The 23,469-nt window shown below is 70.8% G+C and carries 19 protein-coding genes; 1 reads left to right on the top strand and 18 read right to left on the bottom strand.

Annotation, left to right across the window (positions count from 1 at the left end):
• Nucleotides 1–20: 20 nt before the first annotated feature.
• From ACFPZI_RS12360 to ACFPZI_RS12340, 5 genes are all read right to left on the bottom strand, one after another.
• Nucleotides 21–1,607 carry a Na+/H+ antiporter gene (locus tag ACFPZI_RS12360; RefSeq protein WP_381362179.1) on the bottom strand — a complete coding sequence of 529 codons (1,587 nt, stop codon included), beginning with the start codon at nucleotides 1,605–1,607 and terminating at the stop codon, nucleotides 21–23.
• Between the two features lie 188 nt (nucleotides 1,608–1,795).
• On the bottom strand, nucleotides 1,796–2,263 hold the full coding sequence (locus ACFPZI_RS12355) for a GNAT family N-acetyltransferase (RefSeq protein ID WP_381362176.1): 468 nt from the start codon (nucleotides 2,261–2,263) through the stop codon (nucleotides 1,796–1,798).
• A complete protein-coding gene (locus ACFPZI_RS12350) occupies nucleotides 2,260–3,204 on the bottom strand; it encodes an RluA family pseudouridine synthase (protein ID WP_381362174.1) in 945 nt (314 codons plus the stop codon). Before ACFPZI_RS12350 ends, ACFPZI_RS12355 begins: the two co-directional genes overlap by 4 nt.
• Before the next feature lie 55 nt (nucleotides 3,205–3,259).
• Nucleotides 3,260–3,871, bottom strand: coding sequence for a signal peptidase II (gene lspA, locus ACFPZI_RS12345; RefSeq protein WP_381362172.1), 612 nt, complete (start codon nucleotides 3,869–3,871; stop codon nucleotides 3,260–3,262).
• Nucleotides 3,872–3,959: 88 nt separating this feature from the next.
• On the bottom strand, nucleotides 3,960–4,919 hold the full coding sequence (locus ACFPZI_RS12340; RefSeq protein ID WP_381362171.1) for a TraR/DksA family transcriptional regulator: 960 nt from the start codon (nucleotides 4,917–4,919) through the stop codon (nucleotides 3,960–3,962).
• A gap of 668 nt (nucleotides 4,920–5,587) precedes the next feature.
• Between ACFPZI_RS12340 and ileS the strand changes: the two genes are divergently transcribed.
• Nucleotides 5,588–8,755 (top strand): isoleucine--tRNA ligase, encoded by a 3,168-nt coding sequence (gene ileS / locus ACFPZI_RS12335; protein WP_381362169.1) that lies wholly within the window; start codon nucleotides 5,588–5,590, stop codon nucleotides 8,753–8,755.
• A gap of 261 nt (nucleotides 8,756–9,016) precedes the next feature.
• Here the strand turns inward: ileS and ACFPZI_RS12330 are convergent, their stop codons facing one another.
• The 13 genes from ACFPZI_RS12330 to ACFPZI_RS12270 all read right to left on the bottom strand — a co-directional run bounded on the left by ACFPZI_RS12330 (nucleotide 9,017) and on the right by ACFPZI_RS12270 (nucleotide 23,379).
• Entirely contained in the window at nucleotides 9,017–10,321 is a 1,305-nt protein-coding gene (locus tag ACFPZI_RS12330; protein ID WP_381362166.1) for a DivIVA domain-containing protein, read from the bottom strand.
• Nucleotides 10,322–10,373: 52 nt separating this feature from the next.
• On the bottom strand, nucleotides 10,374–10,664 hold the full coding sequence (locus tag ACFPZI_RS12325; protein WP_055593377.1) for a YggT family protein: 291 nt from the start codon (nucleotides 10,662–10,664) through the stop codon (nucleotides 10,374–10,376).
• Nucleotides 10,665–10,714: 50 nt separating this feature from the next.
• Nucleotides 10,715–11,365, bottom strand: coding sequence for a cell division protein SepF (locus ACFPZI_RS12320; RefSeq protein ID WP_381362163.1), 651 nt, complete (start codon nucleotides 11,363–11,365; stop codon nucleotides 10,715–10,717).
• A gap of 130 nt (nucleotides 11,366–11,495) precedes the next feature.
• Complete coding sequence (locus tag ACFPZI_RS12315; protein ID WP_381362932.1) at nucleotides 11,496–12,227, bottom strand: YggS family pyridoxal phosphate-dependent enzyme; 732 nt, start codon at nucleotides 12,225–12,227, stop codon at nucleotides 11,496–11,498.
• Between the two features lie 5 nt (nucleotides 12,228–12,232).
• Nucleotides 12,233–12,961, bottom strand: a complete 729-nt coding sequence (gene pgeF, locus ACFPZI_RS12310; protein WP_381362160.1) for a peptidoglycan editing factor PgeF — start codon at nucleotides 12,959–12,961, stop codon at nucleotides 12,233–12,235.
• The gene (gene ftsZ / locus ACFPZI_RS12305) at nucleotides 12,958–14,151 is read right to left on the bottom strand and encodes a cell division protein FtsZ (protein WP_381362157.1); all 1,194 of its coding nucleotides are present in this window, start codon (nucleotides 14,149–14,151) and stop codon (nucleotides 12,958–12,960) included. The genes pgeF and ftsZ overlap by 4 nt, the downstream gene beginning before the upstream one ends.
• A 280-nt stretch (nucleotides 14,152–14,431) precedes the next feature.
• Nucleotides 14,432–15,229, bottom strand: a complete 798-nt coding sequence (locus ACFPZI_RS12300) for a cell division protein FtsQ/DivIB (protein ID WP_381362154.1) — start codon at nucleotides 15,227–15,229, stop codon at nucleotides 14,432–14,434.
• A gap of 76 nt (nucleotides 15,230–15,305) precedes the next feature.
• Nucleotides 15,306–16,397, bottom strand: a complete 1,092-nt coding sequence (gene murG, locus ACFPZI_RS12295; RefSeq protein ID WP_381362151.1) for an undecaprenyldiphospho-muramoylpentapeptide beta-N-acetylglucosaminyltransferase — start codon at nucleotides 16,395–16,397, stop codon at nucleotides 15,306–15,308.
• Nucleotides 16,398–16,403: 6 nt separating this feature from the next.
• Nucleotides 16,404–17,756, bottom strand: a complete 1,353-nt coding sequence (gene ftsW, locus ACFPZI_RS12290) for a putative lipid II flippase FtsW (RefSeq protein ID WP_381362148.1) — start codon at nucleotides 17,754–17,756, stop codon at nucleotides 16,404–16,406.
• An 80-nt stretch (nucleotides 17,757–17,836) separates the two neighbouring features.
• The gene (gene murD, locus ACFPZI_RS12285; RefSeq protein ID WP_381362145.1) at nucleotides 17,837–19,303 is read right to left on the bottom strand and encodes a UDP-N-acetylmuramoyl-L-alanine--D-glutamate ligase; all 1,467 of its coding nucleotides are present in this window, start codon (nucleotides 19,301–19,303) and stop codon (nucleotides 17,837–17,839) included.
• Nucleotides 19,285–20,376 carry a phospho-N-acetylmuramoyl-pentapeptide-transferase gene (mraY, locus tag ACFPZI_RS12280; protein WP_381362930.1) on the bottom strand — a complete coding sequence of 364 codons (1,092 nt, stop codon included), beginning with the start codon at nucleotides 20,374–20,376 and terminating at the stop codon, nucleotides 19,285–19,287. Before mraY ends, murD begins: the two co-directional genes overlap by 19 nt.
• Nucleotides 20,376–21,797 (bottom strand): UDP-N-acetylmuramoyl-tripeptide--D-alanyl-D-alanine ligase, encoded by a 1,422-nt coding sequence (locus ACFPZI_RS12275; protein ID WP_381362142.1) that lies wholly within the window; start codon nucleotides 21,795–21,797, stop codon nucleotides 20,376–20,378. Before ACFPZI_RS12275 ends, mraY begins: the two co-directional genes overlap by 1 nt.
• Nucleotides 21,798–21,801: 4 nt before the next feature.
• Nucleotides 21,802–23,379: a UDP-N-acetylmuramoyl-L-alanyl-D-glutamate--2,6-diaminopimelate ligase gene (locus ACFPZI_RS12270; RefSeq protein WP_381362140.1), complete on the bottom strand. Its 1,578-nt coding sequence runs from the start codon at nucleotides 23,377–23,379 to the stop codon at nucleotides 21,802–21,804.
• Nucleotides 23,380–23,469: the final 90 nt, after the last annotated feature.

Raw genomic sequence — 23,469 nt, 5'->3', positions numbered from 1 at the left:
CGCCGTACCGCGGAGCGAACTCACCGCATACTGCGCACATCGAGGTGGCGCAGCACCCGGTCCACCACCTCGGGGTCGGCCCCCGCCTCGCTCCGCGCCGCCAGTACCTCGTGCCGTGCGGCGCTCAGCATCTCGGCCTGGATCCGCCGCGCCCGCTTCACCCGCCGCGCGCGCTGCCGGTGCGCCTCGCGCCGCTCGTCCTCGGCGAGGTCCGGGCTGATCCGCACCCCGATCTCGAAGGCGCTGCGCAGCATCTGCTCGGCGAGTTCCTCAGACAGTTCCTCGCCCTCCTCGATCTCGCGCAGTCTCTGTTTGGCGGCCTTGGCCGCCCGCAGCGCGAGGTCCCGTTCGAGTTCCTTCTCACGTCCGGTGTCGGCCCGCACCCCCAGCCGTTTCACCAGCCACGGCAGGGTCGTCCCCTGGACCAGCAGCGTTGCCATGATCACGCCGAACGCGATGAAGATGATCTCGCCCCGTGCCGGGAATTCTCCCCCGGCGTCGGTCTCCAGCGGAATCGCCAGCGCCAGCGCGACGGAGGCCACCCCGCGCATCCCCGACCACCACATCACCATGGTCTCGCGCCAGCTCACCGGGATGTCCTCGCCGGTGTCCCGCGCGGCGTGCAGCCGCCGCGTCAGCCAGGTCGCCGGCAGCAGCCACAGCAGCCGGACGAGGACGACCACGCCCACGACCACCCCGGCCCAGCCGAGCAGTTCGCCCCAGTGGCCGGACGCGGTCCGGACCGCGTTGTGCAGTTCGAGGCCGACCAGTCCGAAAGCGATGCCGATGACGAGCGTGTCGACGATGTCCCAGAAGGTGTGCCCGGCCAGCCGGGTCATGACCTCGTCGGCGTCGGTGGCGTACTCGACGAGGAACAGCGCGGTGGTGAGCACGGCGAGCACCCCCGAGCCGTGCAGTTCCTCGGCCAGGACGTAGGAGAAGTACGGCACCAGCAGGCTCAGCGCGATCTGCAGGGTCGCGTCCCCGAGCAGGTCCATCAGCCGGTTGGCGCCCCAGCCGAGCGCGAGCCCGACCGCGACCGCCACCACGGCCGACAGGACCAGGTCCAGGCCCGCCTTCCAGGGCGAGAAGGTGCCGCTCACGGCGGCGGCGATCGCCACGTGGTACAGGACGATGGCGGTGACGTCGTTGAACAGGCCCTCGCCCTCGAGGATCGACACCAGCCGGCGCGGCAGCCCCAGCCTCCCGGCGACGGCGGTCGCCGCGACCGGGTCGGGCGGTGCGACCAGCGCGCCGAGGGCGATCGCGGCGGCCAACGGCAGGCCCGGCACGATCGCGTGGGCGACGACGGCCACGCACAGCGTGGTGACGAACACCAGCGCCACGGCCAGCAGGAGGATCGGTCTCGCGTTCGCCGCGAACTGCCGCCAGGACGTCCGGCGGACGGCGGCGTAGAGCAGGGGCGGCAGCAGCAGCGGCAGGATCAGGTCCGGCGGGACGTCCACGTTCGGGACGAACTCCAGCAGTGCGAGGACGATGCCGAAGACCGTCATCAGCACCGGCGCCGGCAGCCCCAGCCGGTCCCCCAGGGGGACGCACACCACGGCCCCGAGCAGCAGAGCGAACAGCAGGGCCAACTGATCCACGGTCGATGCTCCGAGCGGTTCGGCGGTCGGACGGCAGGCTTCCACCCTGCCACGCCGACACCCCGCACCCCGCGTCCGGCGTCACGGGTCGCCACGCGCGCCCGGCCACGGAACGGGTCCGGTCACGCGTCGTACGACGACAGGGCCCGGCCGGTCCCCGGGCAGGCCCGGCTACAGAACGCGGCCGGTCACAGAGCGCGCCGCATGGCCCGGTGCGGCATCCCCGCGTCCGGGAACTCCGGTCCGTACGCCACGTACCCCAGCCGCTCGTAGAACCCCAGGGCATGGGTCTGCGCGTGCAGGTCGACGGCGGTGAGACCGCGGGCCCGGGCCGCCTCCTCGACGCCCCGCACCAGGGCGCCCCCGACGCCGAGCCCCCGCGCCTCCCGCGTCACCGCGAGGCGCCCCAGGGACCCGACCGACGCGTCACCGCCGGTCTTCGCCGCGGCGGCCCCGCCGTGCAGCAGCCGCCCGGTGCCGAGCGCCTCGCCGTCCTCACCGACCGCGAGCACATGCACGGCACCGGCGTCGTACGCGTCGTACTCCAGGTCCTCGGGCACGCCCTGCTCGGCGACGAAGACCTCCTTGCGCACCGCGAAGCACGCCTGACGGTCTCCGGGTTCCACCGCCTCGCGGACCACGTACGGGGTGCTCACGCGTAGGTCTCCTCCCGGACCAGGTCGAGCGCCTGGCGCAGGTCCTCGGGGTAGTCGCTGGTGAACTCCGCCCACAAGCCGTCCCCGGGGTGCTCGAAGCCGAGCCGCACGGCGTGCAGCCACTGACGGGTCAGGCGGAGCCGCTTGGCGAGCGTGGGGTCGGCACCGTAGGTCAGGTCGCCGACGCAGGGGTGCCGGTGGGCGGCCATGTGGACGCGGATCTGGTGGGTGCGGCCGGTCTCCAGCTTGACGTCGAGGAGGGAGGCGGCCCGGAAGGCCTCGACGAGGTCGTAGTGCGTGACGGAGGGCTTGCCCTCGGCGGTGACCGCCCACTTGTAGTCGTGGTGTGGATGCCGGCCGATGGGCGCGTCGATGGTGCCGCTGGTCGGGTCGGGGTGGCCCTGGACCAGGGCGTGGTAGCGCTTGTCGACCGTGCGCTCCTTGAACTGGCGCTTCAGCGACGTGTACGCGTACTCCGATTTGGCGACCACCATGAGACCGGAGGTGCCGACGTCGAGGCGGTGCACGATGCCCTGGCGCTCGGCGGCGCCGGAGGTCGAGATGCGGTACCCGGCGGCGGCGAGGCCACCGATCACGGTCGGTCCGCTCCAGCCCGGCGAGGGGTGGGCGGCGACTCCGACCGGCTTGGCGATCACGACCACGTCGTCGTCGTCGTGCACGATCTCCATGCCCTCGACGGGCTCGGCGACCACCTGCACCGGGGCGGGCGCCTGCGGCATCTCCACCTCGAGCCAGGCGCCCCCGCTCACCCGCTCCGACTTGCCGACCACCGATCCGTCGACCGTGACCTTCCCCGCGGTGGCGATTTCGGCCGCCTTGGTCCGGGAGAAGCCGAACATACGGGAGATGGCGGCGTCGACGCGCTCGCCCTCCAGTCCGTCGGGCACGGGCAGGGTTCGGATCTCGGGAATGGTGCTCACCCGTCGAGTATGCCGGACCGGCCCGGCAACTCCGCACGCGCGCTCTCGGTCCTGCTCAGTCCTTGTGGACGGTCCCGTCCGGGTCGAGGCCCCGGAAGGACAGCAGGACGATCAGGATGCCGCCGCAGACGATCGCCGAATCCGCCAGGTTGAAGACGGCGAAGTGCTTGGGCGCGATGAAGTCGACGACCGCGCCCTGGAAGACACCCGGGGAGCGGAAGATCCTGTCCGTGAGGTTGCCGAGGGCACCGCCGAGCAGCAGGCCCAGCGCGATCGCCCAGGGCAGGCTGTACAGCTTGCGGGCCAGCCGGACGATCACCACGATCACCGCCGCCGCGATCAGTGTGAAGATCACGGTGAATGCCTCGCCGAAGCCGAAGGCCGCGCCCGCGTTGCGGATCGCCTCGAACCTCAGCCAGTCCCCGATGATCTCGATGGGCTCGTGGTGCTCCAGCTTGGCGACCACGATCATCTTGCTGATCAGGTCGAGGGCGTAGGCGGCGACGGCGACGGCGAACAGCACGGCCACGCGCCGCTTGCCGCGGGGTGCTTCGGCCGCCGCCTCCGCGTCCTGGGCATCGGCCCGGTCCAGCCCGGTCCGGTCCTGCCCGCCCCGGTCCGCGTCCGGGGTTTCCGGCGTACCGATGATGCGCTCCGCCTCTGCCACGTGAGTCCCTCAACCTAGGTACCTGACTGAGGACGAGGGTACGGCACACCCCGCGCGGCCCTCGTGCTCAGGCAGTGTCCAACGGTGCTCAGTACCGGCGCTCCTGCTTCTGCTTGCACTCGACGCACAGCGTGGCCCGGGGGAAGGCCTGCATCCGGGCCTTGCCGATGGGGTTGCCGCAGCTCTCGCACAGGCCGTAGGTACCGGCGTCCAGCCGCTGCAGGGCGCGCTCGTACTGGGTGAGCATCTCGCGTGCGTTGGCGGCGAGCGCCAGTTCGTGCTCACGCGTGATGTTCTTCGTGCCGGTGTCTGCCTGGTCGTCACCCGCCCCGTCTCCGGAGTCCCGCATCAGACCGGCCAGCGACCGTTCGGACGAGGTGATCTCCTCGCGCAGCCGCAGCGCCTCGGCCATCAGATCGGCCCGCGCGTCCTCGACCTCCTTTGGTGTCCAGGGCTCCTCGCCCGGACGCACCGCGAGGTCGCCCGGCTCCACTGCCACGAGCCGCGCCATGGGCACGGCGGTCTTCGCCGCCGTCGCCGTGCCAGGGGTCTTCTCAGCACCCACCGTCGTCGCTCCCGTCTGCGTCGCGGCCTCGGCCGCACCCGCGTCAGCGGCCGTGCCGTGCCCGGCCGTGTCCTGTGTGCCCCCGCTGGTCCTGGTGGTGCTTCCCCCCGCACCGCCCGCGCGCGCGGCGCCCCGCCCGGCGCCGGCCTTCGCTCCCTCGGCGGCCGCCCTCTTCCGGGAACTCCTGCCCGCGGCGGCTTTGGAAGCCGTCGCTTTCGATCGCGTGGCTCCGGAGGCCGCCGCTCCCTTCTCCGCCTTCGCCTTCACGGAGGCAGAGGCGGAAGCGCCCTTCCCGGCCCCGGCCTTCCCTGCCGTGCTCTTCCCCGCCCCGGCCTTCCCGGCCGACTGTTTCGTGGCCGACTGCTTCGTGGCTGCCTTCCCCGCCTGCGCCTTCGCTGTCGCCTTCGTGCCCTCCCGGAACTCCTCAGCGGGCACGGCCCTGCCCGACGCCGACTGCTGTACGGCGGTCTTCTTCGCCACCATGGCCGCGGCCCCTTTTCACATGCTGTGATCTTGCGCGCGCATCGTGCTGGGACGATAAATCGACTCGGGTCCCGCGGCAACGGGGCGCACCGCCCGATTCGCCCGCCCCGCGGACGCCGCGCGGCGGACCTTCATGCGTTGTGCCCAGCTCCCCGCCGGGTATGCCACCAAGTCGGACGCCGTGAAATCCGAACGCCCGTACCACTCCATTCGGTGGTACGTCTCCCTGTCGGCGACTCGTACGGCATGGGGACGGACTCCCCCGGACCAGGACCCCGCCCTGGCCCCACCCGGACCCCCGCTCACCGTCCGCGGAATAACCGGTCGGCCGCTGTCCGCTCCGCGCCGTACACTGGGCGGAGCGAAAAGCGTGGATGGGGACGAGTAGCGGCGTACGCAGCCCAGAGCGACCCGGGGACGGTGTGAGCCCGGGGGCGAGCGCGACGCGAAGATCACCCCGGAGCCCGTCGGAAGAAAGCCGCAGCCCGACAGCAGCGGCGAGTAGAACCGGCATCGCGACCCCAATGAGGGGGTTCACCGGCGCACACGACGCACCGGGGAGCCAAGGAGGGTGGTACCGCGGGAGCGCGCCGACGGCGGCGCAGGGATCGACACAGCTCTCGTCCCTCCGGACGGAAGGCAGCAAGTCCGCCGGAGGAAGCCCGCTGATGACAACGCCGACGTACCGACAGGTTCCCGCCCAGATCGACCTGCCCGCTCTCGAGCACGCGGTGCTCGACTTCTGGCAGGAACAGAAGATCTTCGCCAAGAGCCTGGAGCAGTCCGAGGGCCGCCCCGAGTGGGTGTTCTACGAAGGCCCGCCCACCGCCAACGGCATGCCGGGCGCCCACCACATCGAGGCGCGCGTCTTCAAGGACGTCTTCCCCCGCTTCCGCACCATGCGCGGTTACCACGTGGGCCGCAAGGCCGGCTGGGACTGCCACGGCCTCCCGGTGGAACTGGCGGTGGAGAAGGAGCTCGGCTTCTCCGGCAAGCAGGACATCGAGGCGTACGGCATCGCCGAGTTCAACGCCAAGTGCCGCGATTCGGTGACCCGCCACACCGACGCCTTCGAAGAGCTCACGACCCGCATGGGTTACTGGGCCGACCTCCAGGACCCGTACCGCACGATGGACCCGGAGTACATCGAGTCCGTCTGGTGGTCGCTGAAGGAGATCTTCACCAAGGACCTGCTGGTCCAGGACCACCGCGTGGCCCCCTGGTGCCCCCGCTGCGGCACCGGCCTGTCCGACCACGAGCTGGCGCAGGGCTACGAGACGGTCGTCGACCCGTCCGTCTACGTCCGCTTCCCCCTCACCTCCGGCCCGCTGGCCGGCGAGGCCGCGCTCCTGGTGTGGACGACCACACCGTGGACGCTGGTGTCCAACACCGCGGTCGCCGCGCACCCCGAGGTCACCTACGTCGTCGCGACGAAGGGCCCCGAGGGCGCGGAGAAGCTCGTCGTCGCCGAGCCGCTGGTCGCCAAGGCCCTCGGCGAGGGCTGGGAGACCACCGGCGAGACCTTCACCGGCGCCGAGATGGAGCGCTGGACGTACCAGCGCCCCTTCGAGCTGGTGGAGTTCCCGGCCGAGGCGCACTACGTGGTCAACGCCGACTACGTCACCACCGAGGACGGTACGGGCCTGGTCCACCAGTCCCCCGCCTTCGGCGAGGACGACCTCAGGGTCTGCCGCTCCTACGGCCTGCCGGTGGTGAACCCGGTCCGCCCGGACGGCACCTTCGAGGAGGACGTCCCGATGGTCGGCGGCGTCTTCTTCAAGAAGGCCGACGAGAAGTTGACCGAGGACCTGGGCAACCGGGGCCTGTTGTTCAAGCACATCCCGTACGAGCACAGTTACCCGCACTGCTGGCGCTGCCACACCGCGCTGCTCTACTACGCGCAGCCCTCCTGGTACATCCGCACCACGGCCGTCAAGGACCGCCTGCTCGAGGAGAACGAGGGCACCAACTGGTTCCCGGACTCCGTCAAGCACGGCAGGTACGGCGACTGGCTGAACAACAACATCGACTGGGCGCTGTCCCGCAACCGCTACTGGGGCACCCCGCTGCCGATCTGGCGCTGCGAGGACGACCACCTCACCTGCGTCGGCTCGCTCGCCGAGCTGACCGGGCTGACCGGCACCGACCAGTCGGGCCTCGACCCGCACCGCCCGTTCATCGACGAGGTCACCTTCGCCTGCCCACAGGGCGGCTGCGGGCAGACGGCCACGCGCGTGCCCGAGGTCATCGACGCCTGGTACGACTCGGGTTCGATGCCGTTCGCGCAGTGGGGCTACCCGCACAAGAACAAGGAGCTGTTCGAGAGCCGGTACCCGGCGCAGTTCATCTGCGAGGCCATCGACCAGACCCGCGGCTGGTTCTACACGCTGATGGCGGTCGGCACCCTGGTCTTCGACAAGTCCTCGTACGAGAACGTCGTCTGCCTCGGCCACATCCTCGCCGAGGACGGCCGCAAGATGTCCAAGCACCTGGGCAACACCCTGGAGCCGATCCCGCTGATGGACCAGCACGGCGCGGACGCGGTCCGCTGGTTCATGGCGGCCGGCGGTTCCCCGTGGGCGGCCCGCCGGGTGGGCCACGGCGCCATCCAGGAGGTCGTCCGCAAGACGCTCCTGACCTACTGGAACACCGTCGCTTTCCAAGCGCTGTACGCGCGTACGTCCGGCTGGGCCCCGTCCGAGGCCGACCCGGCGCCCGCCGACCGCCCGCTGCTGGACCGCTGGCTGCTCTCCGAACTGCACGCGCTCACCGACCAGGTGACCCGGGCGCTGGACAGCTACGACACCCAGCGCGCCGGCAAGCTGCTGTCCGCGTTCGTCGACGACCTGTCCAACTGGTACGTCCGCCGCTCCCGGCGCCGCTTCTGGCAGGGCGACAAGGCCGCGCTGCGCACGCTGCACGAGGTCGTCGAGACGGTCACCCAGTTGATGGCCCCGCTGACCCCGTTCATCACCGAGCGGGTCTGGCAGGACCTGGTCGTGCCGGTCACCCCCCACGCCCCGGAGTCCGTCCACCTGTCCTCCTGGCCCGAGGCCGACCTGACGGCGATCCACCCGGAGCTGTCGCGGCAGATGGTGCTGGTGCGCCGCCTGGTGGAGCTGGGACGGGCCACCCGCGCGGAGTCGGGCGTCAAGACCCGCCAGCCGCTCAAGCGCGCCCTGATCGCGGCGAGCGGCTTCGGCGCCCTCCACCCCGAGCTGCACCAGCAGATCACCGAGGAGCTGAACGTCGAGTCCTTGGCGTCCCTGTCCGAGGTGGGCGGCTCGCTGGTGGACACGACGGCCAAGGCCAACTTCCGTGCGCTGGGCAAGCGGTTCGGCAAGCGCGTCCAGGACGTCGCCAAGGCCGTCGCCAACGCGGACGCCGCCGCGCTGTCCCTGGCGCTGCGCGAGGGCATCGCCTCGGTGGAGGTCGACGGTGAGACGATCACTCTCGCCCCGGACGAGGTGATCATCACGGAGACCCCGCGCGAGGGCTGGTCGGTGGCGTCCGACGCCGGTGCCACGGTCGCCCTGGATCTGGAGATCACCGAGGAGCTGCGCCGCGCCGGCCTGGCCCGGGACGCGATCCGGCTGATCCAGGAGGCCCGCAAGAACAGCGGCCTCGACGTGGCCGACCGGATCGCCCTGCGCTGGACGGCGACGGAGGACGCCACCGTCGCGGCCCTGACCGAACACGCCGGTCTCATCGCCGACGAGGTCCTGGCCACGGCCTTCGTGAAGGAGCACAGCGCCCGGGACGAGGCGGACGACACCTACGGGCAGCCGTTCACCGACGAGGGCCTGTCCCTGACCTTCCGCCTCCGCAAGGTGTGAGGTCCAAGGGGTAAATCACACCACCGCGTCCCACTCCCCCCGAAATGCCCAGGGCCCGGGTCCGCAGAGAAGAATTCGGCGGACCCGGGCCCTTCGGCGTTGCGTCCTACGGACAACTGCCCCGCACTTCGAACAACCACCGCAACTACCGCGAAGGGGCCCCAACGCGCGTAGCACAAGGGCGGGGCCCCGGGTTCTCGAACCCGGGGCCCCGCCCTGAACACTGCCGGCCGTTACGCCGTACTCATGGCCATCAGGCCGTCAGTTGTCGTCCTCGTCGATCAGGAACCCGCGCATCGGCGAGGGCGCCTGGCCCATCGGCGACGGCCCCTGCGGACGCACCGGCGCCATGGGCTGGGTCATCGCCGGCTGCATCTGCTGCTGGCCACCACCGTAGGACGGGCCGGGCTGACCGGGGCCTCCGCCCATCTGCTGGTTACCGCCGTAGGACGGCGCACCGGCACCGGCCGGAGCCATCGAGGGCGCCGGGGACGGCGGCAGCGACGGGGCGGCAGACTGACGCGGCGGGGCGAGCGAGTCGTCCGCCTGGGTCTCCAGCTGACGCAGCTGTGACTCCAGGTAGGACTTCAGCCTCGTGCGGTATTCGCGCTCGAAGCCGCGCAGGTCCTCGACCTTGCGCTCCAGCGTGGCGCGGGCGGACTCCAGGGAGCCCATCGCGACGCGGTGCTTCTCCTGCGCGTCCCGCTCCAGGGCGTCCGCCTTGGAGCGGGCGTCCCGCTCGAGACCCTCGGCACGCGAACGCGCCTCGCCGACGATCTTGTTGGCCTCGGAACGGGCCTCGGCGATCGCCTGGTCGGCAGTCTGCTGGGCCAGCGAGAGCACGCGAGCCGCGCTGTCGCCGCCGGGGCCGCCCTGCTGTCCGGGGAGGCCGGGAGGACCGCCCATGGGGCCACCGGGGCCGCCCATGGGGCCACCGTGGCCCATCTGGCCCTGCATGGGGCCGCCCTGGCCCATCTGCCCCTGCATCGGGCCGCCCTGACCCATCTGCCCCTGCATCGGGCCACCCTGACCCATCTGCCCCTGCATCGGGCCACCCTGACCCATCTGCCCCTGCATCGGGCCGCCCTGACCCATCTGCCCCTGCATCGGGCCGCCCTGACCCATGGGGCCGGGACCCTGCGGGCCGCCCTGGCCGCCGGGGCCGGCGGGCAGCTGCGGCGCACCGCTCGGCAGCTGGGGCGGACCACCCATGGGGCCACCCATCTGCTGCTGCGGCGGGCCCGATATGCCGGCGGGCACCGGACCGCCGGGACCTCGCATGCCCTGCTGGGGCATGCCCTGGGGCATCCCCTGGGGCGGCCCCTGCTGTTGTTGCTGCTGCTGGTCCTGCGGTTCCGGAGGCTTGCGCATGTTCTGCTGGTTCTGGGCAGCAGCGCGCGTGGCCGCGGCCAGTTTGGCGCGCAGGTCCTCGTTCTCTCGGAGCAGGCGCGTCAGTTCGGCTTCGACCTCATCGAGGAAGGCATCGACCTCGTCCTCGTCATAGCCTTCTCGGAGGCGGACGGTCGTGAACTGCTTGTTCCGCACGTCCTCGGGGGTCAACGGCATCTCTTCACCTCAACGTAGTCATCGGCAGTCGGCAGGCCCATGTCGTCCACAGTCACCTCAGCGCACTGCCCACGAGGGAGATCAGGATGTAGACGATGATCATCAGTACGAAGAAGGACAGGTCGAGCGCCACGCCCCCGAGACGCAGCGGCGGGATGACCCGCCGCAGAAGCTTCAGCGGTGGATCGGTGACAGTGTAGGTGGCCTCCAGGACGACCACCATCGCCTTGCCGGGTTGCCACGAGCGGGCGAACTGGAAGACGTAGTCCATGACCAGACGGAAGATGAGCACGATGAGGAACACCATCAGCGCGATGTAGATCACCTGCGCGAACACGCTCATGGTCTGCTTGTCCCTCTCCCCTGTGCCCTGCTTCTGTCCGGTCCTGCGTCTCAGCTCTGGTTGAAGAACCCGCCCTCTGCGATACGGGCCTTGTCCTCCGCCGTGACATCGACGTTAGCAGGAGACAGCAGGAACACCTTCTGCGTCACCCGCTCGATACTGCCGTGAAGACCAAACACCAAACCCGCCGCAAAGTCGACAAGTCGCTTGGCGTCCGTGTCATCCATCTCAGTCAGATTCATGATCACAGGCGTGCCTTCACGGAAGTGTTCCCCGATGGTACGGGCCTCGTTGTAGGTCCGCGGGTGAAGTGTGGTGATCCGGTAAGGCTCTCGTTCCGACACGACCTTGGGCATGATCACCGGTGCGTTCTTCTCCAGGCTGGCGCGTTCTTGTGTGATGGATGCCACGGGCGCGATGCGCGCCGGGCGTGCCGATTCAGCGAGAAGCGAAGCGGACCGGGCGGCCGGCTCGCGAAGTGGGGGCGATGGGGCGACTCGTACCTCTTCGTCCCTTTGGAGTTGATGTGCCCCGTGCACGCCGTGCGACTGGTGCGACGGCTCGTGCCGCCGGTGGTCCCGCTCGGGCTCCGGGTCGAGTTCGGGTTCGAAGTCGTCGTCTGGGTCAAATCCGCGGCCGTCGTACCCATCGTCCTCCACGAGGCCGAGGTAGACCGCCATCTTGCGCATCGCGCCGGCCATTCTCCGTGCCCTCCGCTCTGTGGTGGATCCGCTGACGACCGCCAAGTGCCCGCGATCCACAAGGTCCTCAAGTCCGCCCGATCAGCGGCAATGACCATATTTTCTGCTGTGGTCCGACTTCCTGGCGACGTTACCCGAGCCTGGGGCGGACTCCGAGTACCGCACTGCCTACGCGCACATGTGTCGCTCCGGCCGCAACCGCCTGTTCGAGATCCGCACTCATCCCCGCGGAGACCATGTTCGCAGCAGGATGGGCCGCGCGCAGGTCGGTCGACAGATCCATCAAGCGCTCGAACGCCGCCTGTTGGCGCCCGGCGTACTCCCCGGTGAGCGGAGCGACGGTCATCAGCCCGTCCAGCCGCAGGCCTTCGGCCCCGGCGACGAGACGAGCCAACTCCGCGACGCCGCCCGGCGCCACGCCGCCGCGCTCCCCCCGACCCCCTCCCGCCGCAGGCTCATCGGCATCGAGCGCGACCTGGATGAGGCAGCCCAGTTCGCGCCCGTTGCGCACGGCCTCCTTCGAGAGCGCCGTGACCAGTCGGGAACGATCGATGGACTGTACGAAATCAGCATAACCGGCCACAGACCGCACCTTGTTGGTCTGAAGCTGCCCGACAAAGTGCCACTCAAGGGGCAAGTCGGCACATTCGGCGGCTTTCGGGGCGGCGTCCTGATCGCGGTTCTCGGCGACATGACGCACACCGAGCTCCGACAGGATCCGCACATCGCTCGCGGGGAAGGTCTTGGTGACCACGATCAGGGTCACTTCCTCCCGCCCGCGCCCGGCGGCCGCGCACGCGGCGGCGATCCGCTGCTCCACATCCGCGAGATTCGCGGCGAGTTCGTCCTTACGGTCCGTCATGCCCATCAGTCCAGCCATACATAGCCCGCGAGCCGCCCGGTGGTGCGGTCCCGCCGGTACGAGAAGTGATCGTCCGACTCCAGTGTGCACACCGGCGACCGCTCCCGGTCACCCACCCCGAGCCGTTCGAGCTGGGCGTGCACACCCCCGGCCACATCGACCGCCGGCGTGCCCCAACTCGTCTCGGCATACGCCGCCGGCTCGACGGCGGCCACCTCGGCGCGCATCTGCGACGGCACCTCGTAGCAACGGCCGCAGACGGCGGGGCCGGTGCGGGCGACGATGCGGGCCGGGTCGGCACCGAGTTCCGTCATGGCTCGCACGGCGGCGGGGACCACCCCCGCGACCAGTCCGGGCCGGCCCGCGTGGGCCGCCGCGGCGACACCGGCGACGGGGTCGGCGAGCAGGACCGGGACGCAGTCAGCGGTGAGCACGGCGAGGGCGAGGCCCCGCCGCGCGGTGACCACCGCGTCGACCTCGGGAACGGGACGGGCGCCCCACGGCTCGTCCACCACGACCGCGTCGGCTCCGTGCACCTGGTTCATCCAGACCACCCGCGCCGGGTCGAGAGCGAGGGACTTCGCGGCCAGTTCGCGGTTGGCGCGCACTGCGCCGGAGTCGTCGCCGACCGCCCCGCCGAGATTGAGTTCCGCATACGGAGCGGCGCTCACCCCACCCCACCGGTCGGTGAGGGCGAAGTGCGCGCCGCGCACGCTTTCGCGCTGTCCTATCACTTGAGGAAGTCCGGTACGTCCAGCTCCTCGGCCGCGCTGTCCGCGTAGGTGCGGGACGGCGGGACGGGCGGCTGGGCGACCGGGATGTCACTGACCGGCTCGGGGGCCTGCTCCGGCTCCTCCTTGGGCGTGACGCTGCCCAGGGAGCCGAAGGACGGGCGGCTCTCGGGCTGCCGCGCGGGGGCGGGCTCCTCGCGCTTGGCCGAGGACGAGCCGAGGACGTTGTCCCGCTTCGAGGGCGGCTGGCCGCCGTCGAAGCCGGCCGCGATCACCGTGACCCGGACCTCGTCGCCGAGGGCGTCGTCGATCACCGCGCCGAAGATGATGTTGGCTTCGGGGTGGGCCGCCTCACTCACCAGCTGGGCGGCCTCGTTGATCTCGAACAGGCCGAGGTCGCTGCCGCCGGAGATGGACAGCAGGACGCCCCTGGCGCCGTCGATGGAGGCTTCCAGCAGCGGTGAGGAGATCGCCATCTCGGCGGCGGCCACCGCGCGGTCGTCGCCGCGGGCCGAGCCGATGCCCATGAGGGCCGAACCGGCCTCGGACATGACCGACTTGACGTCGGCGAAGTCGAGGTTGATCAGGCCGGGGGTGGTGATGAGGTCGGTGATGCCCTGGACACCGGAGAGCAGGACCTGGTCCGCCGACTTGAAGGCGTCCAGGACCGAGACCTGGCGGTCCGAGATGGACAGCAGCCGGTCGTTGGGGATGACGATGAGGGTGTCGACCTCTTCGCGGAGCTCGGCGATGCCGTCCTCCGCCTGGTTGGCGCGGCGCCGGCCCTCGAAGGTGAACGGGCGGGTGACCACGCCGATGGTGAGAGCGCCGAGCGAGCGGGCGATGTTGGCCACCACGGGGGCGCCGCCGGTGCCGGTGCCGCCGCCCTCACCGGCCGTCACGAAGACCATGTCGGCCCCCTTGAGGACCTCCTCGATCTCCTCGCGGTGATCCTCGGCCGCCTTTCGGCCGACGGCCGGGTTGGCTCCGGCGCCGAGTCCGCGGGTGAGTTCACGGCCGACGTCGAGCTTGACGTCGGCGTCGCTCATCAACAGGGCTTGCGCGTCGGTGTTGATGGCGATGAACTCGACGCCCTTGAGACCGACCTCGATCATCCGGTTGATGGCATTGACACCACCGCCGCCGACACCGATGACTTTGATGACTGCGAGGTAGTTCTGCGGTGCTGCCACGTCGAAGGCCTCTCGCCTCGAGTTACGTGTCGCCGCCTCACGGCCGTGCCGCGGTTCGACGACTGATGCCGATGTGGGACGGTCCGTATCGCCGACCCGAACCCTAACGTTGAAGTTTAGGGTTATCAGTGTGCCTGTTCCCTGGAGTCTTCTGAACAGGACACTAAGTCGACAAGTGGCGCACGTTCAACGAACACGCCGAACCTCCCGTTTTTCTTTTCACCCTATGTGATCAGCCGTGGCACCACCCAACCAGGGGGCTGGCCTGCACTGACATGTGTCAACTCCCTGATGACGCGGGGGCGGTGGGAACACTCACGTCGAAGTGCCGTGCGTCCGGAGCCGCTTTCAGCAGAGCGGTGAGGGCACGGCCCTTCGCGGCACCCTTCTCGCCGCTTCCCCAGGCGACCGTCCTGCCGTCCGCCAGTTCCAGCGAGATGTCGTCGTAGGAACGGACCTTGACGCTCCGCGTGATACGGGCGACGGCGTCCGGCACCTCGCGGGCGACCCGTGCCGCCTCGCGCACCAGCCGGCCCTCACCGAAGCGACGCAGGCTCGCGGCCGTGGTGCCGCCCCGGCGCACGTTCAATTCCAGCCGGGGAACACCTTTGGGCGCTTGGGAAACCGTGGCGTATCGGACACCTTCGTCGTCGACCTCGGTGAACTCCCCACCCTTTTCGATCAGAAGAACCGGAGTGCGCTCGGTGATATTCAGCCCGATTTCGTGCGGCCAGGAACGGACCACATCAACTGTTCCGATTCGGGGCAATTTCTCGCGGAGCCGCGAGGCGGCCGCGTCCGTGTCCACCGCGGCCAGCGGGTCCCCGACGGGGACATCGGCGGCCGCGCGCACTTCCCCGGGGGTCAGGACCCGGGTGCCGGACACGGACACCCGTTCCACCCGGGCCAGATCGGACCCGTACAGCAGCCAGAACGTGCCGCTGCCGAGGAAGACCAGGGCGACCGCCAGGATGATGATCAGACGAAGATGCCGCCGCCCCAACCGCGGCCGCACAGCCGGCGGTCCGGACGACTCCCGCCGGCGTTCACCGCGCTCGGCGGTGGTCGATCCGGCCACAGCACTCCCTTTCCCGCGGCGCGGTTCGCCTCCGGGGCGCCGCGGCCGGCGCCCCTTCGGCTCACTCGCCGGTGTCCTAGCGGTGACGTGCGGCGATCGCCTCGTACACCATGGCGACGAGCAGGTCGTCGGCGTCCCGGCGGCCGAACTCGGCGGCGGCGCGGGACATCTCGTACAGCCGGTGCGGGTCGGCCAGGACGGGCAGCACGTTCTGCTGCACCCACTCCGGCGTCAGCTCCGCGTCGTCGACCAGAAGTCCGCCCCCGGCCTTGACCAGCGGCTGGGCGTTCAGCCGCTGTTCGCCGTTGCCGATGGGCAGCGGGACGTAGGCGGCCGGGAGCCCGACGGCGGAGAGTTCGGCGACGGTCATCGCGCCCGCGCGGCAGAGCATCATGTCGGCCGCGGCGTACGCGAGGTCCATCCGGTCCACGTAACCCACCGGGACATAGGGGGGCATTCCCGGCATCTGCTGCACCTGGGGCAGTTCGTTCTTCGGGCCGACCACGTGCAGGATCTGGATGCCGGCCTGCTGGAGCCACGGCGCGACCTGCTGGACGACCTCGTTCAGCCGGCGGGCGCCCTGCGAGCCGCCGGAGACCAGCAGCGTGGGCAGGTTGGGGTCGAGCCCGAACGCGGCGCGGGCCTCGGGCCGCACGGCGGCCCGGTCCAGGGTGGCGACGGAGCGGCGCAGCGGAATCCCGATGTAGCGGGCGTCGCGCAGCTTGCTGTCCGGGGTGGAGACGGCGACCCTGGCCGCGTACCGGGAGCCGATCTTGTTGGCCAGGCCGGGGCGGGCGTTGGCCTCGTGGACGATGATCGGCACACCGAGCCGCTTGGCGGCGAGGTAGCCGGGCAGGGCGACATAGCCGCCGAAGCCGACCACGGCGTCCGCCTTGGTGCGTTCCAGGATCTGCTCGGCCGCCTTGATGGTGCCGCGCAGCCGGCCCGGGACGGTGATCAGCTCGGGAGTGGGCTTGCGGGGCAGCGGCACGGCGGGGATCAGCGCCAGTTCGTACCCGCGCTCGGGTACCAGACGTGTCTCGAGACCGCGTTCCGTGCCCAGGGCCGTGATGCCCACGGACGGATCCTGCCTGCGCAGGGCATCCGCGAGGGCGAGCGCGGGCTCGATGTGGCCCGCGGTTCCTCCGCCGGCGAGTACGACATGCACCGAAATTCACCGCTCTCCGGACGAGCGTGCCGCCGTGGCGCGCCGTCGCATCGTGTTCCATCTGCGGGGTCGCTGAGAACCCCGGTCCCGCTTTCTACCAAAGCGAGGTTGCCGCATCGCAAGCGCCGCCCGCGCAGCGGGCTCGTCACGCGCGAAGGCGATCAGCAGCCCGATGGCGAACATGGTCGGCAACAGGGCGGAGCCCCCGTAGGAGAACAGCGGGAGGGGAACGCCTGCGATCGGCAGCAGCCCGAGGACCGCACCGATGTTGATCACGGCTTGCGCCATGATCCAGGTGGTCACACCTCCCGCGGCATACCTCACGAAGGGGTCCTCCGTGCGTCCGGCCACGCGGATACCCGCATAGCCTAGAGCCGCGAACAGGGCGAGTACCGACAGCGTCCCCGCCAGGCCCAGTTCCTCACCGGTGATGGCGAAGATGAAGTCGGTGTGGGCTTCTGGTAGTTGGCCCCATTTCTCCACACTCGCGCCGAGCCCGGAACCGAAGATCCCGCCGGACGCGAGCGCGTAGATCCCGTGCACGGCCTGCCAGCAGTCGACGGGGCCCGTCCGGGGTTCGGTGGCGCCGAGACAGGTCAGCCGGGCCATGCGGTTCGGGCTGGTCCTGATGAGGAGCGCGCCGATCAGCGCGGCGATGGCCAGCACGCCGGCGAACAGCCGGGTGGGCGCCCCGGCCAGCCAGAGCAGGCCGAAGAGGATCGCCGTCAGGATGATCGCCGTGCCCATGTCGCCGCCGAGCATGATCAGTCCCAGCAGCATGAAGGCGGCCGGAACGAGCGGCACCAGCATGTGCTTCCACTGGGACAGCAGCCGCCTCTCCTGCTTGCGGGCGAGCAGGTCGGCGCCCCACAGCACCAGGGCGAGCTTGCCGAACTCGCTGGGCTGGAGCTGGAAGGAGCCGCCGACGCCGATCCAGTTCTGGTTGCCGTTGACCTCCATCCCTATCCCCGGCACCTGCACCAGGACCATCAGGAAGACGGCGCCCGCGAGGATGGGGTAGGCCAGCGCCCGGTGCAGCTTCACCGGCATCCGGGAGGCCGCGAGCAGCAGCACGGCCCCGATGCCGGCGGCCAGCAACTGCTTGCGGAAGAAGTACGAGCCCGGCAGCGACATCTGCAGCGCGGTGATCTGGGAGGCCGAGTAGACCATCACCAGGCCGAGCACGGTGATCAGCGCGCTGCCGCCGAGGATCAGGTAGTAGGCGGTCAGCGGCCGGTCCCAGGCCTTGTACGCCCGCGCGTGCAGGGCCCTCAGGGGGTTCTCGCGGGCCGGCCGGGGTGCGGCCGGGCGGCGGGGCGCCCGCCGCACGGGAGGCCGTCCGGTGCGGCTACCGGGCATGCCGGCCTCCGCTGTGCGCCCCATGGTGCCTCGACGGTCCCACGCGTCCCTCCCAAGGTCGCCCGGCGCAGGCGGCCGGGTCAGGCACCGAGTTCGCGCACCGCCTGTGCGAACGCCTCACCGCGCCTGTTGTAGTTGGCGAACATGTCCATCGAGGCGCAGGCCGGGGCCAGCAGCACCGTGTCGCCGGGCCGGGCGAGGCGCTTCGCCTCCTGGACAGCCTGGAGCATCGCCCCAGTGTCGGTCCGGTCGAGGTCGACCACGGGTACTTCCGGTGCGTGTCGCGCCAGGGCTTCGCGGATCAGCGCGCGGTCCGCGCCGATCAGGACGACGCCGCGCAGGCGCTTCGCCGAGCTCGCGACCAGTTCGTCGAAGGTGGCACCCTTGGCGAGTCCGCCGGCGATCCACACGATCGACTCGTAGGCGGCCAACGATGCCTGTGCGGCATGGGTGTTGGTCGCCTTGGAGTCGTCGACATAGGCGACCTCGTCCACGTCGGCGACATGCGCGATGCGGTGGGCGTCCGGGGTGAAGGCGCGCAGTCCGTCCCGTACGGCCGCCGCCGGCACCCCGTAGGCGCGCGCGAGGGCGGCGGCGGCGAGGGCGTTGGCGATGTTGTGCGGGGCGGGCGGGTCGACGTCGGTGACCTCGGCGAGCTCCTGGGCGCTGCTCTGCCGGTCCTCGACGAAGGCGCGGTCGACCAGGATGCCGTCGACGAGGCCGAGTTGGGAGGGGCCGGGGGTGCCGAGGGTGAAGCCGACGGCGCGGCAGCCCTCCTCGACGTCGGCCTCGCGGACCAGGTCCTCGGTGGACGGCTTGTCGGTGGCGTCGGCGTTGTAGACGCAGGCGATCCGGTTGCCCTCGTAGACGCGGCCCTTGTCGGCGGCGTACGCCTCCATGGAGCCGTGCCAGTCGAGGTGGTCGGGGGCGAGGTTCAGCACCGCCGCCGAGTGCGCGCGCAGGGAGGAGGACCAGTGGAGCTGGTAGCTGGACAGTTCCACGGCGAGCACGTCGTACTGCTCGTCGCCGAGCACGGCGTCGAGGAGCGAGACGCCGATGTTGCCGACGGCCGCGGTGCGCAGACCCGCCGCCTCGAGGATCGAGGCGAGCATCCGGACGGTGGTGGTCTTGCCGTTGGTGCCGGTGACCGCGAGCCAGGGCGGGGCGTCGGGGCCGCGCAGCCGCCAGGCCAGTTCGACGTCGCCCCAGACCGGGACGCCGGCCTGTGCGGCGGCGGCGAACAGCGGCTTGCCGGGCTTCCAGCCGGGGGCGGTGACGACGAGTTCGGTGCCCTCGGGGAGGGTGCTCGCGGCCTGCTCGCCGAGGCGGACGGTGATGCCGAGCCGTTCCAGTTCGGCCGCCTGGGTCCGGGCGCGGTCGTCGTCGCCGTCGTTGACGACCGTGACGTGCGCGCCGAGGCCGTGCAGCGCCCTGGCCGCCGGGACGCCGGAGACACCGAGCCCGGCGACGGTGATGTGCCTGCCCCGGAACCGGTAGGGCTCCGGGGGCTGCGATGCCACTGGTGCGGTCACTTGTCCGCTGCCCATCCCGCGTAGAAGATGCCGAGTCCGACGATCACGCAGATGCCCTGGATGATCCAGAAGCGGACCACGACAAGGACTTCGGACCACCCCTTGAGTTCGAAGTGGTGCTGGAGCGGTGCCATCCGGAAGACGCGTTTGCCGGTGAGCTTGAAGGAGCCGACCTGGATGACCACCGACATGGTGATGAGGACGAACAGGCCGCCCAGGATGGCGACCAGCAGCTCGGTGCGGGAGCAGATCGCCAGGCCCGCGAGGACGCCGCCGAGGGCGAGCGAACCGGTGTCGCCCATGAAGATCTTGGCCGGCGAGGTGTTCCACCACAGGAAGCCCAGGCAGGAGCCCATCAGCGCGGAGGCGACCACCGCGAGGTCGAGGGGGTCTCTCACCTCGTAACAGGCACCCGGGTTGGTCAGGGTCGTCGCGTTGGCGCAGGACTCCTGGAACTGCCAGACGCCGATGAAGGTGTAGGCGCCGAAGACCAGGACGGAGGCGCCGGTGGCCAGGCCGTCCAGACCGTCCGTCAGGTTCACGCCGTTCGACATCGCGAGGATCATGAACAGCGCCCAGAGGACGAACAGCACCGGGCCGATGGTCCAGCCGAAGTCGGTGATGAACGACAGCTTCGTGGACGCCGGGGTGTTGCCGCGGCTGTCCGCGAACTGCAGGGCGAGCACGGCGAAGGTGATACCGACGATCAGCTGGCCGGACATCTTCGCCTTGGCCCGCAGGCCCAGCGAACGCCGTTTGACGATCTTGATGTAGTCGTCCAGGAAGCCGACCAGGCCCATGCCCACCATCAGGCCGAGCACCAGCAGACCCGAGAAGGTCGGCGCCGCGTCGACCTTCGGGTCCACGTAGCCCGTGACCAGTTTCGCCAGGAAGTACGCGGCGACCGTCGCCAGGATGAAGGCGATACCGCCCATCGTCGGCGTACCGCGCTTGCTGGCGTGCTCGCGCGGGCCGTCGTCGCGGATGTACTGCCCGTACCCCTTGCGTGCGAGCAGCTTGATCAGCAGCGGGGTGCCGATCAGCGTCAGGAAGAGGCCAATAACTCCTGCGAACAGGATCTGCTTCATCATCGAGCGACGACCTCGCCCTCGGTACCGGTCGCGAGCAGCGCCTGCGCCACGCTCTCGAGACCGACCGAACGGGACGCCTTCACGAGAACGACGTCTCCCTGGCGCAATTCACTGCGCAACAGGTCGACAGCCGCCTGTGCGTCGGACACGTGCACCGACTCCTCACCCCACGAACCCTCGTTATATGCGCCCAGTTGCAGCCAGGCGGCTTCCCTGCCCCCGACCGCGACGAGCTTGCTGACGTTGAGCCGGACGGCGAGCCGTCCGACCGCGTCGTGCTCGGCGAGCGCCTCGTCCCCGAGCTCGGCCATCTTGCCGAGCACCGCCCACGTACGGCCCCCCTTCGCCTGTGAGGCTTTGCCCATGGACGCGAGCGCGCGCAGGGCGGCTCGCATGGACTCGGGGTTCGCGTTGTAGGCGTCGTTGACGACCGTCACGCCGTCCGGGCGCTCGGTGACCTCCATCCGCCAGCGGGAGAGGGAGCCCGCTTCGGAGAGCGCGAGTGCGATCTCGTCTGCGGACATGCCCAACTCGTGGGCGACGGCGGCCGCGGCGAGCGCGTTCGACACGTGATGCTCACCGTACAGGCGCATGGTCACATCGCTTGCACCGGAGGGTGTGTGAAGCCTGAACGACGGCTGTCCACTGTCCATGAGTCGCACGTTCTCGGCCCGAACGTCCGCTTCGTCGCTCTCTCCGAAGAGGAGCACCTTCGCCTTCGTGCGGGACGCCATGGCGCGTACGAGCGGGTCGTCCGCGTTGAGGACCGCGGTGCCGTCCTCGGGGAGGGCCTCGACGAGTTCGCCCTTGGCCTGGGCGATCTGCTCCCGGCCGCCGAACTCGCCGATGTGCGCGGTGCCCACGTTGAGCACGAGGCCGATCCTCGGCGGGGTGAGACCGGTGAGGTAGCGGATGTGGCCGATTCCGCGGGCGCCCATCTCCAGTACGAGGAAACGGGTTTCCTCGGTGGCGGTGAGCGCGGTCAGCGGCAGCCCGATCTCGTTGTTGAGGGAGCCGGGGGTGAAGACGGTCGGTGCCTTGCGCCGCAGCACCTGCGCGATGAGGTCCTTGGTGCTGGTCTTGCCGGCCGAACCGGTCAGTGCGACGAGGGTGGTGCCGAGACGCCGCACGACATGCCGGGCGAGGGCGCCCAGCGCGCTCTGGACGTCCTCGACGACGATCGCGGGCACCCCCACGGGCCGGGAGGCGAGCACGGCGGCCGCGCCTGCCTCAATAACCGCGGCGGCGAAGTCGTGGCCGTCCACGCGCTCACCGGCGAAGGCGACGAACAGGCTGCCCGGCACCACCTCCCGGGAGTCCCGGACCACCGGCCCGGTGACCGGGACGGACGGATCCGGTATGTCGTAGGTCTGCCCGCCGACGACTTCTGCGATCTCGGCGAGGGAGAGGGCGATCACAAGTTCATCCCTGGGTCTGCTGGATAGCTTCGCGAAGCACCTGGCGGTCGTCGAAGGGACGCACCACCCCGGCGATGTCCTGTCCCTGCTCGTGGCCCTTGCCGGCGACCAGCACGGCGTCGCCGGGCTGTGCGCGGGCGACGACGGCGGCGATCGCCGCGGCCCGGTCCTCGAAGACCTGCACCTCGCCGCGCTCGTGGGCGGGCACGGAGGCCGCGCCCTCGAGCATGGTGGCGAGGATCGCGAGGGGGTCCTCGGAGCGGGGGTTGTCGGAGGTCAGTACGGCGGTGTCGGCGAGCCGGGCCGCCGCGGCGCCCATCGGCCGGCGCTTGGTGATGTCCCGGTCCCCGCCGCAGCCGAGCACCACGTGGACCTTGCCCTCGGTGACCTTGCGCAGGGCGCGCAGCACCGATTCGACGGCGTCGGTCTTGTGCGCGTAGTCGACCACCGCGAGGTACGGCTGGCCCGCGTCCACGCGCTCCAGCCGGCCGGGCACGCCGGGGACGGCGGCGACGCCGTCGGCGGCGGCCTGCGGGTCCAGTCCGGCGGCGGCGAGGGCGACGATCGCGGCGAGGGTGTTGGCCACGTTGAAGGGGCCCGGCAGCGGCGAGCGGGCGGTGATCCGCTCGTTCTTGGGGCCGATGACGGTGAACGTGGAGTCGGTGGGGCCGACCACGACGTCCTCGGCGCGCCAGTCGGCGTCGGGGTGACCCTCTGCGGAGTAGGTGATGACGGGGACGCCGGCCTCCTTGGTGAGGCGGCGGCCGTACTCGTCGTCGGCGTTGACCACGGCGAGGCGGCTGCGCAGCGGGGTGAACAGCTGCGCCTTGGCCCCGAAGTAGTCCTCCATGCCGGAGTGGAACTCCATGTGCTCCGGGCTCAGGTTGGTGAACACCGCGATGTCGAAGACGCAGGCGTCCACCCGGCCCAGCACCAGGGCGTGGCTGGAGACCTCCATGGCGACCGCGTCGACACCGCGCTCGCGCATGACGGCGAACAGGGCCTGGAGGTCGGTGGCCTCCGGCGTGGTGCGTTCGGACTTGATGCGCTCGTCGCCGATGCGCGTCTCGACGGTGCCGATCAGTCCTACCCGTCGCCCGCCACCGCCCTCGACCGACGGCGCTTCTCGCCGGCCCTCCTCGTCCGTGCTGCGGACGGTCTTCAGGCCGCCCTCGACGAGATAGGCGGTGGTGGTCTTGCCGGAGGTGCCGGTGATGCCGATCTGGAGCAGGTCACGGCCCGGGTGGCCGTAGATCGTGGCCGCCAGTTCGCCCATGCCCGCGCGGGGGTCGTCGACCACCAGGGCGGGCAGTCCGGCCGCGGCGACGCGTTCGGCGCCGCTCGGATCGGTGAGCACGGCGACCGCGCCGAGGCCCGCGGCCTGGTTGACGAAGTCGGCGCCGTGCACGCGGGCGCCGGGGAGGGCGGCGTACAGGTCGCCGGGGCGCACCGCGCGCGAGTCATGGGTGATGCCCGTGACGTCGGCGGTCCGCTGCGGCACGGTGGTACCCAGTTGACCGGCTAGTTCCGCGAGGGGTGTGGCGGTGACCCGCGCCGGCCGGGGCGGCCCGGGGAATGTCACGGGTTGACCCTTCTGAGTGGTTTGGGACTGATCAGCGTGTGGCACGGCGGTGAGCGTACCGGGCGCACCCGCCGCGGAGCGAAAGAGGGG

Source organism: Streptomyces chlorus (genome assembly GCF_042655885.1).
GTDB classification, from domain to species: domain Bacteria; phylum Actinomycetota; class Actinomycetes; order Streptomycetales; family Streptomycetaceae; genus Streptomyces; species Streptomyces chlorus.
Note: the sequence above shows the minus strand (reverse complement) of the source record. Positions and strands in the feature narration are given on the sequence as shown.

What these genes read in the sequence shown, in the direction of transcription:
- ACFPZI_RS12340 (WP_381362171.1), bottom strand. Translation starts at nt 4,919, where the DNA reads ATGGTGGCGAAGAAGACCGCCGTACAGCAGTCGGCGTCGGGCAGGGCC.
- ileS (WP_381362169.1), top strand. Translation starts at nt 5,588, where the DNA reads ATGACAACGCCGACGTACCGACAGGTTCCCGCCCAGATCGACCTGCCC.
- ACFPZI_RS12330 (WP_381362166.1), bottom strand. Translation starts at nt 10,321, where the DNA reads ATGCCGTTGACCCCCGAGGACGTGCGGAACAAGCAGTTCACGACCGTC.
- ACFPZI_RS12325 (WP_055593377.1), bottom strand. Translation starts at nt 10,664, where the DNA reads ATGAGCGTGTTCGCGCAGGTGATCTACATCGCGCTGATGGTGTTCCTC.
- ACFPZI_RS12320 (WP_381362163.1), bottom strand. Translation starts at nt 11,365, where the DNA reads ATGGCCGGCGCGATGCGCAAGATGGCGGTCTACCTCGGCCTCGTGGAG.
- ACFPZI_RS12315 (WP_381362932.1), bottom strand. Translation starts at nt 12,227, where the DNA reads ATGACGGACCGTAAGGACGAACTCGCCGCGAATCTCGCGGATGTGGAG.
- ftsW (WP_381362148.1), bottom strand. Translation starts at nt 17,756, where the DNA reads ATGCCCGGTAGCCGCACCGGACGGCCTCCCGTGCGGCGGGCGCCCCGC.
- murD (WP_381362145.1), bottom strand. Translation starts at nt 19,303, where the DNA reads ATGGGCAGCGGACAAGTGACCGCACCAGTGGCATCGCAGCCCCCGGAG.
- mraY (WP_381362930.1), bottom strand. Translation starts at nt 20,376, where the DNA reads ATGAAGCAGATCCTGTTCGCAGGAGTTATTGGCCTCTTCCTGACGCTG.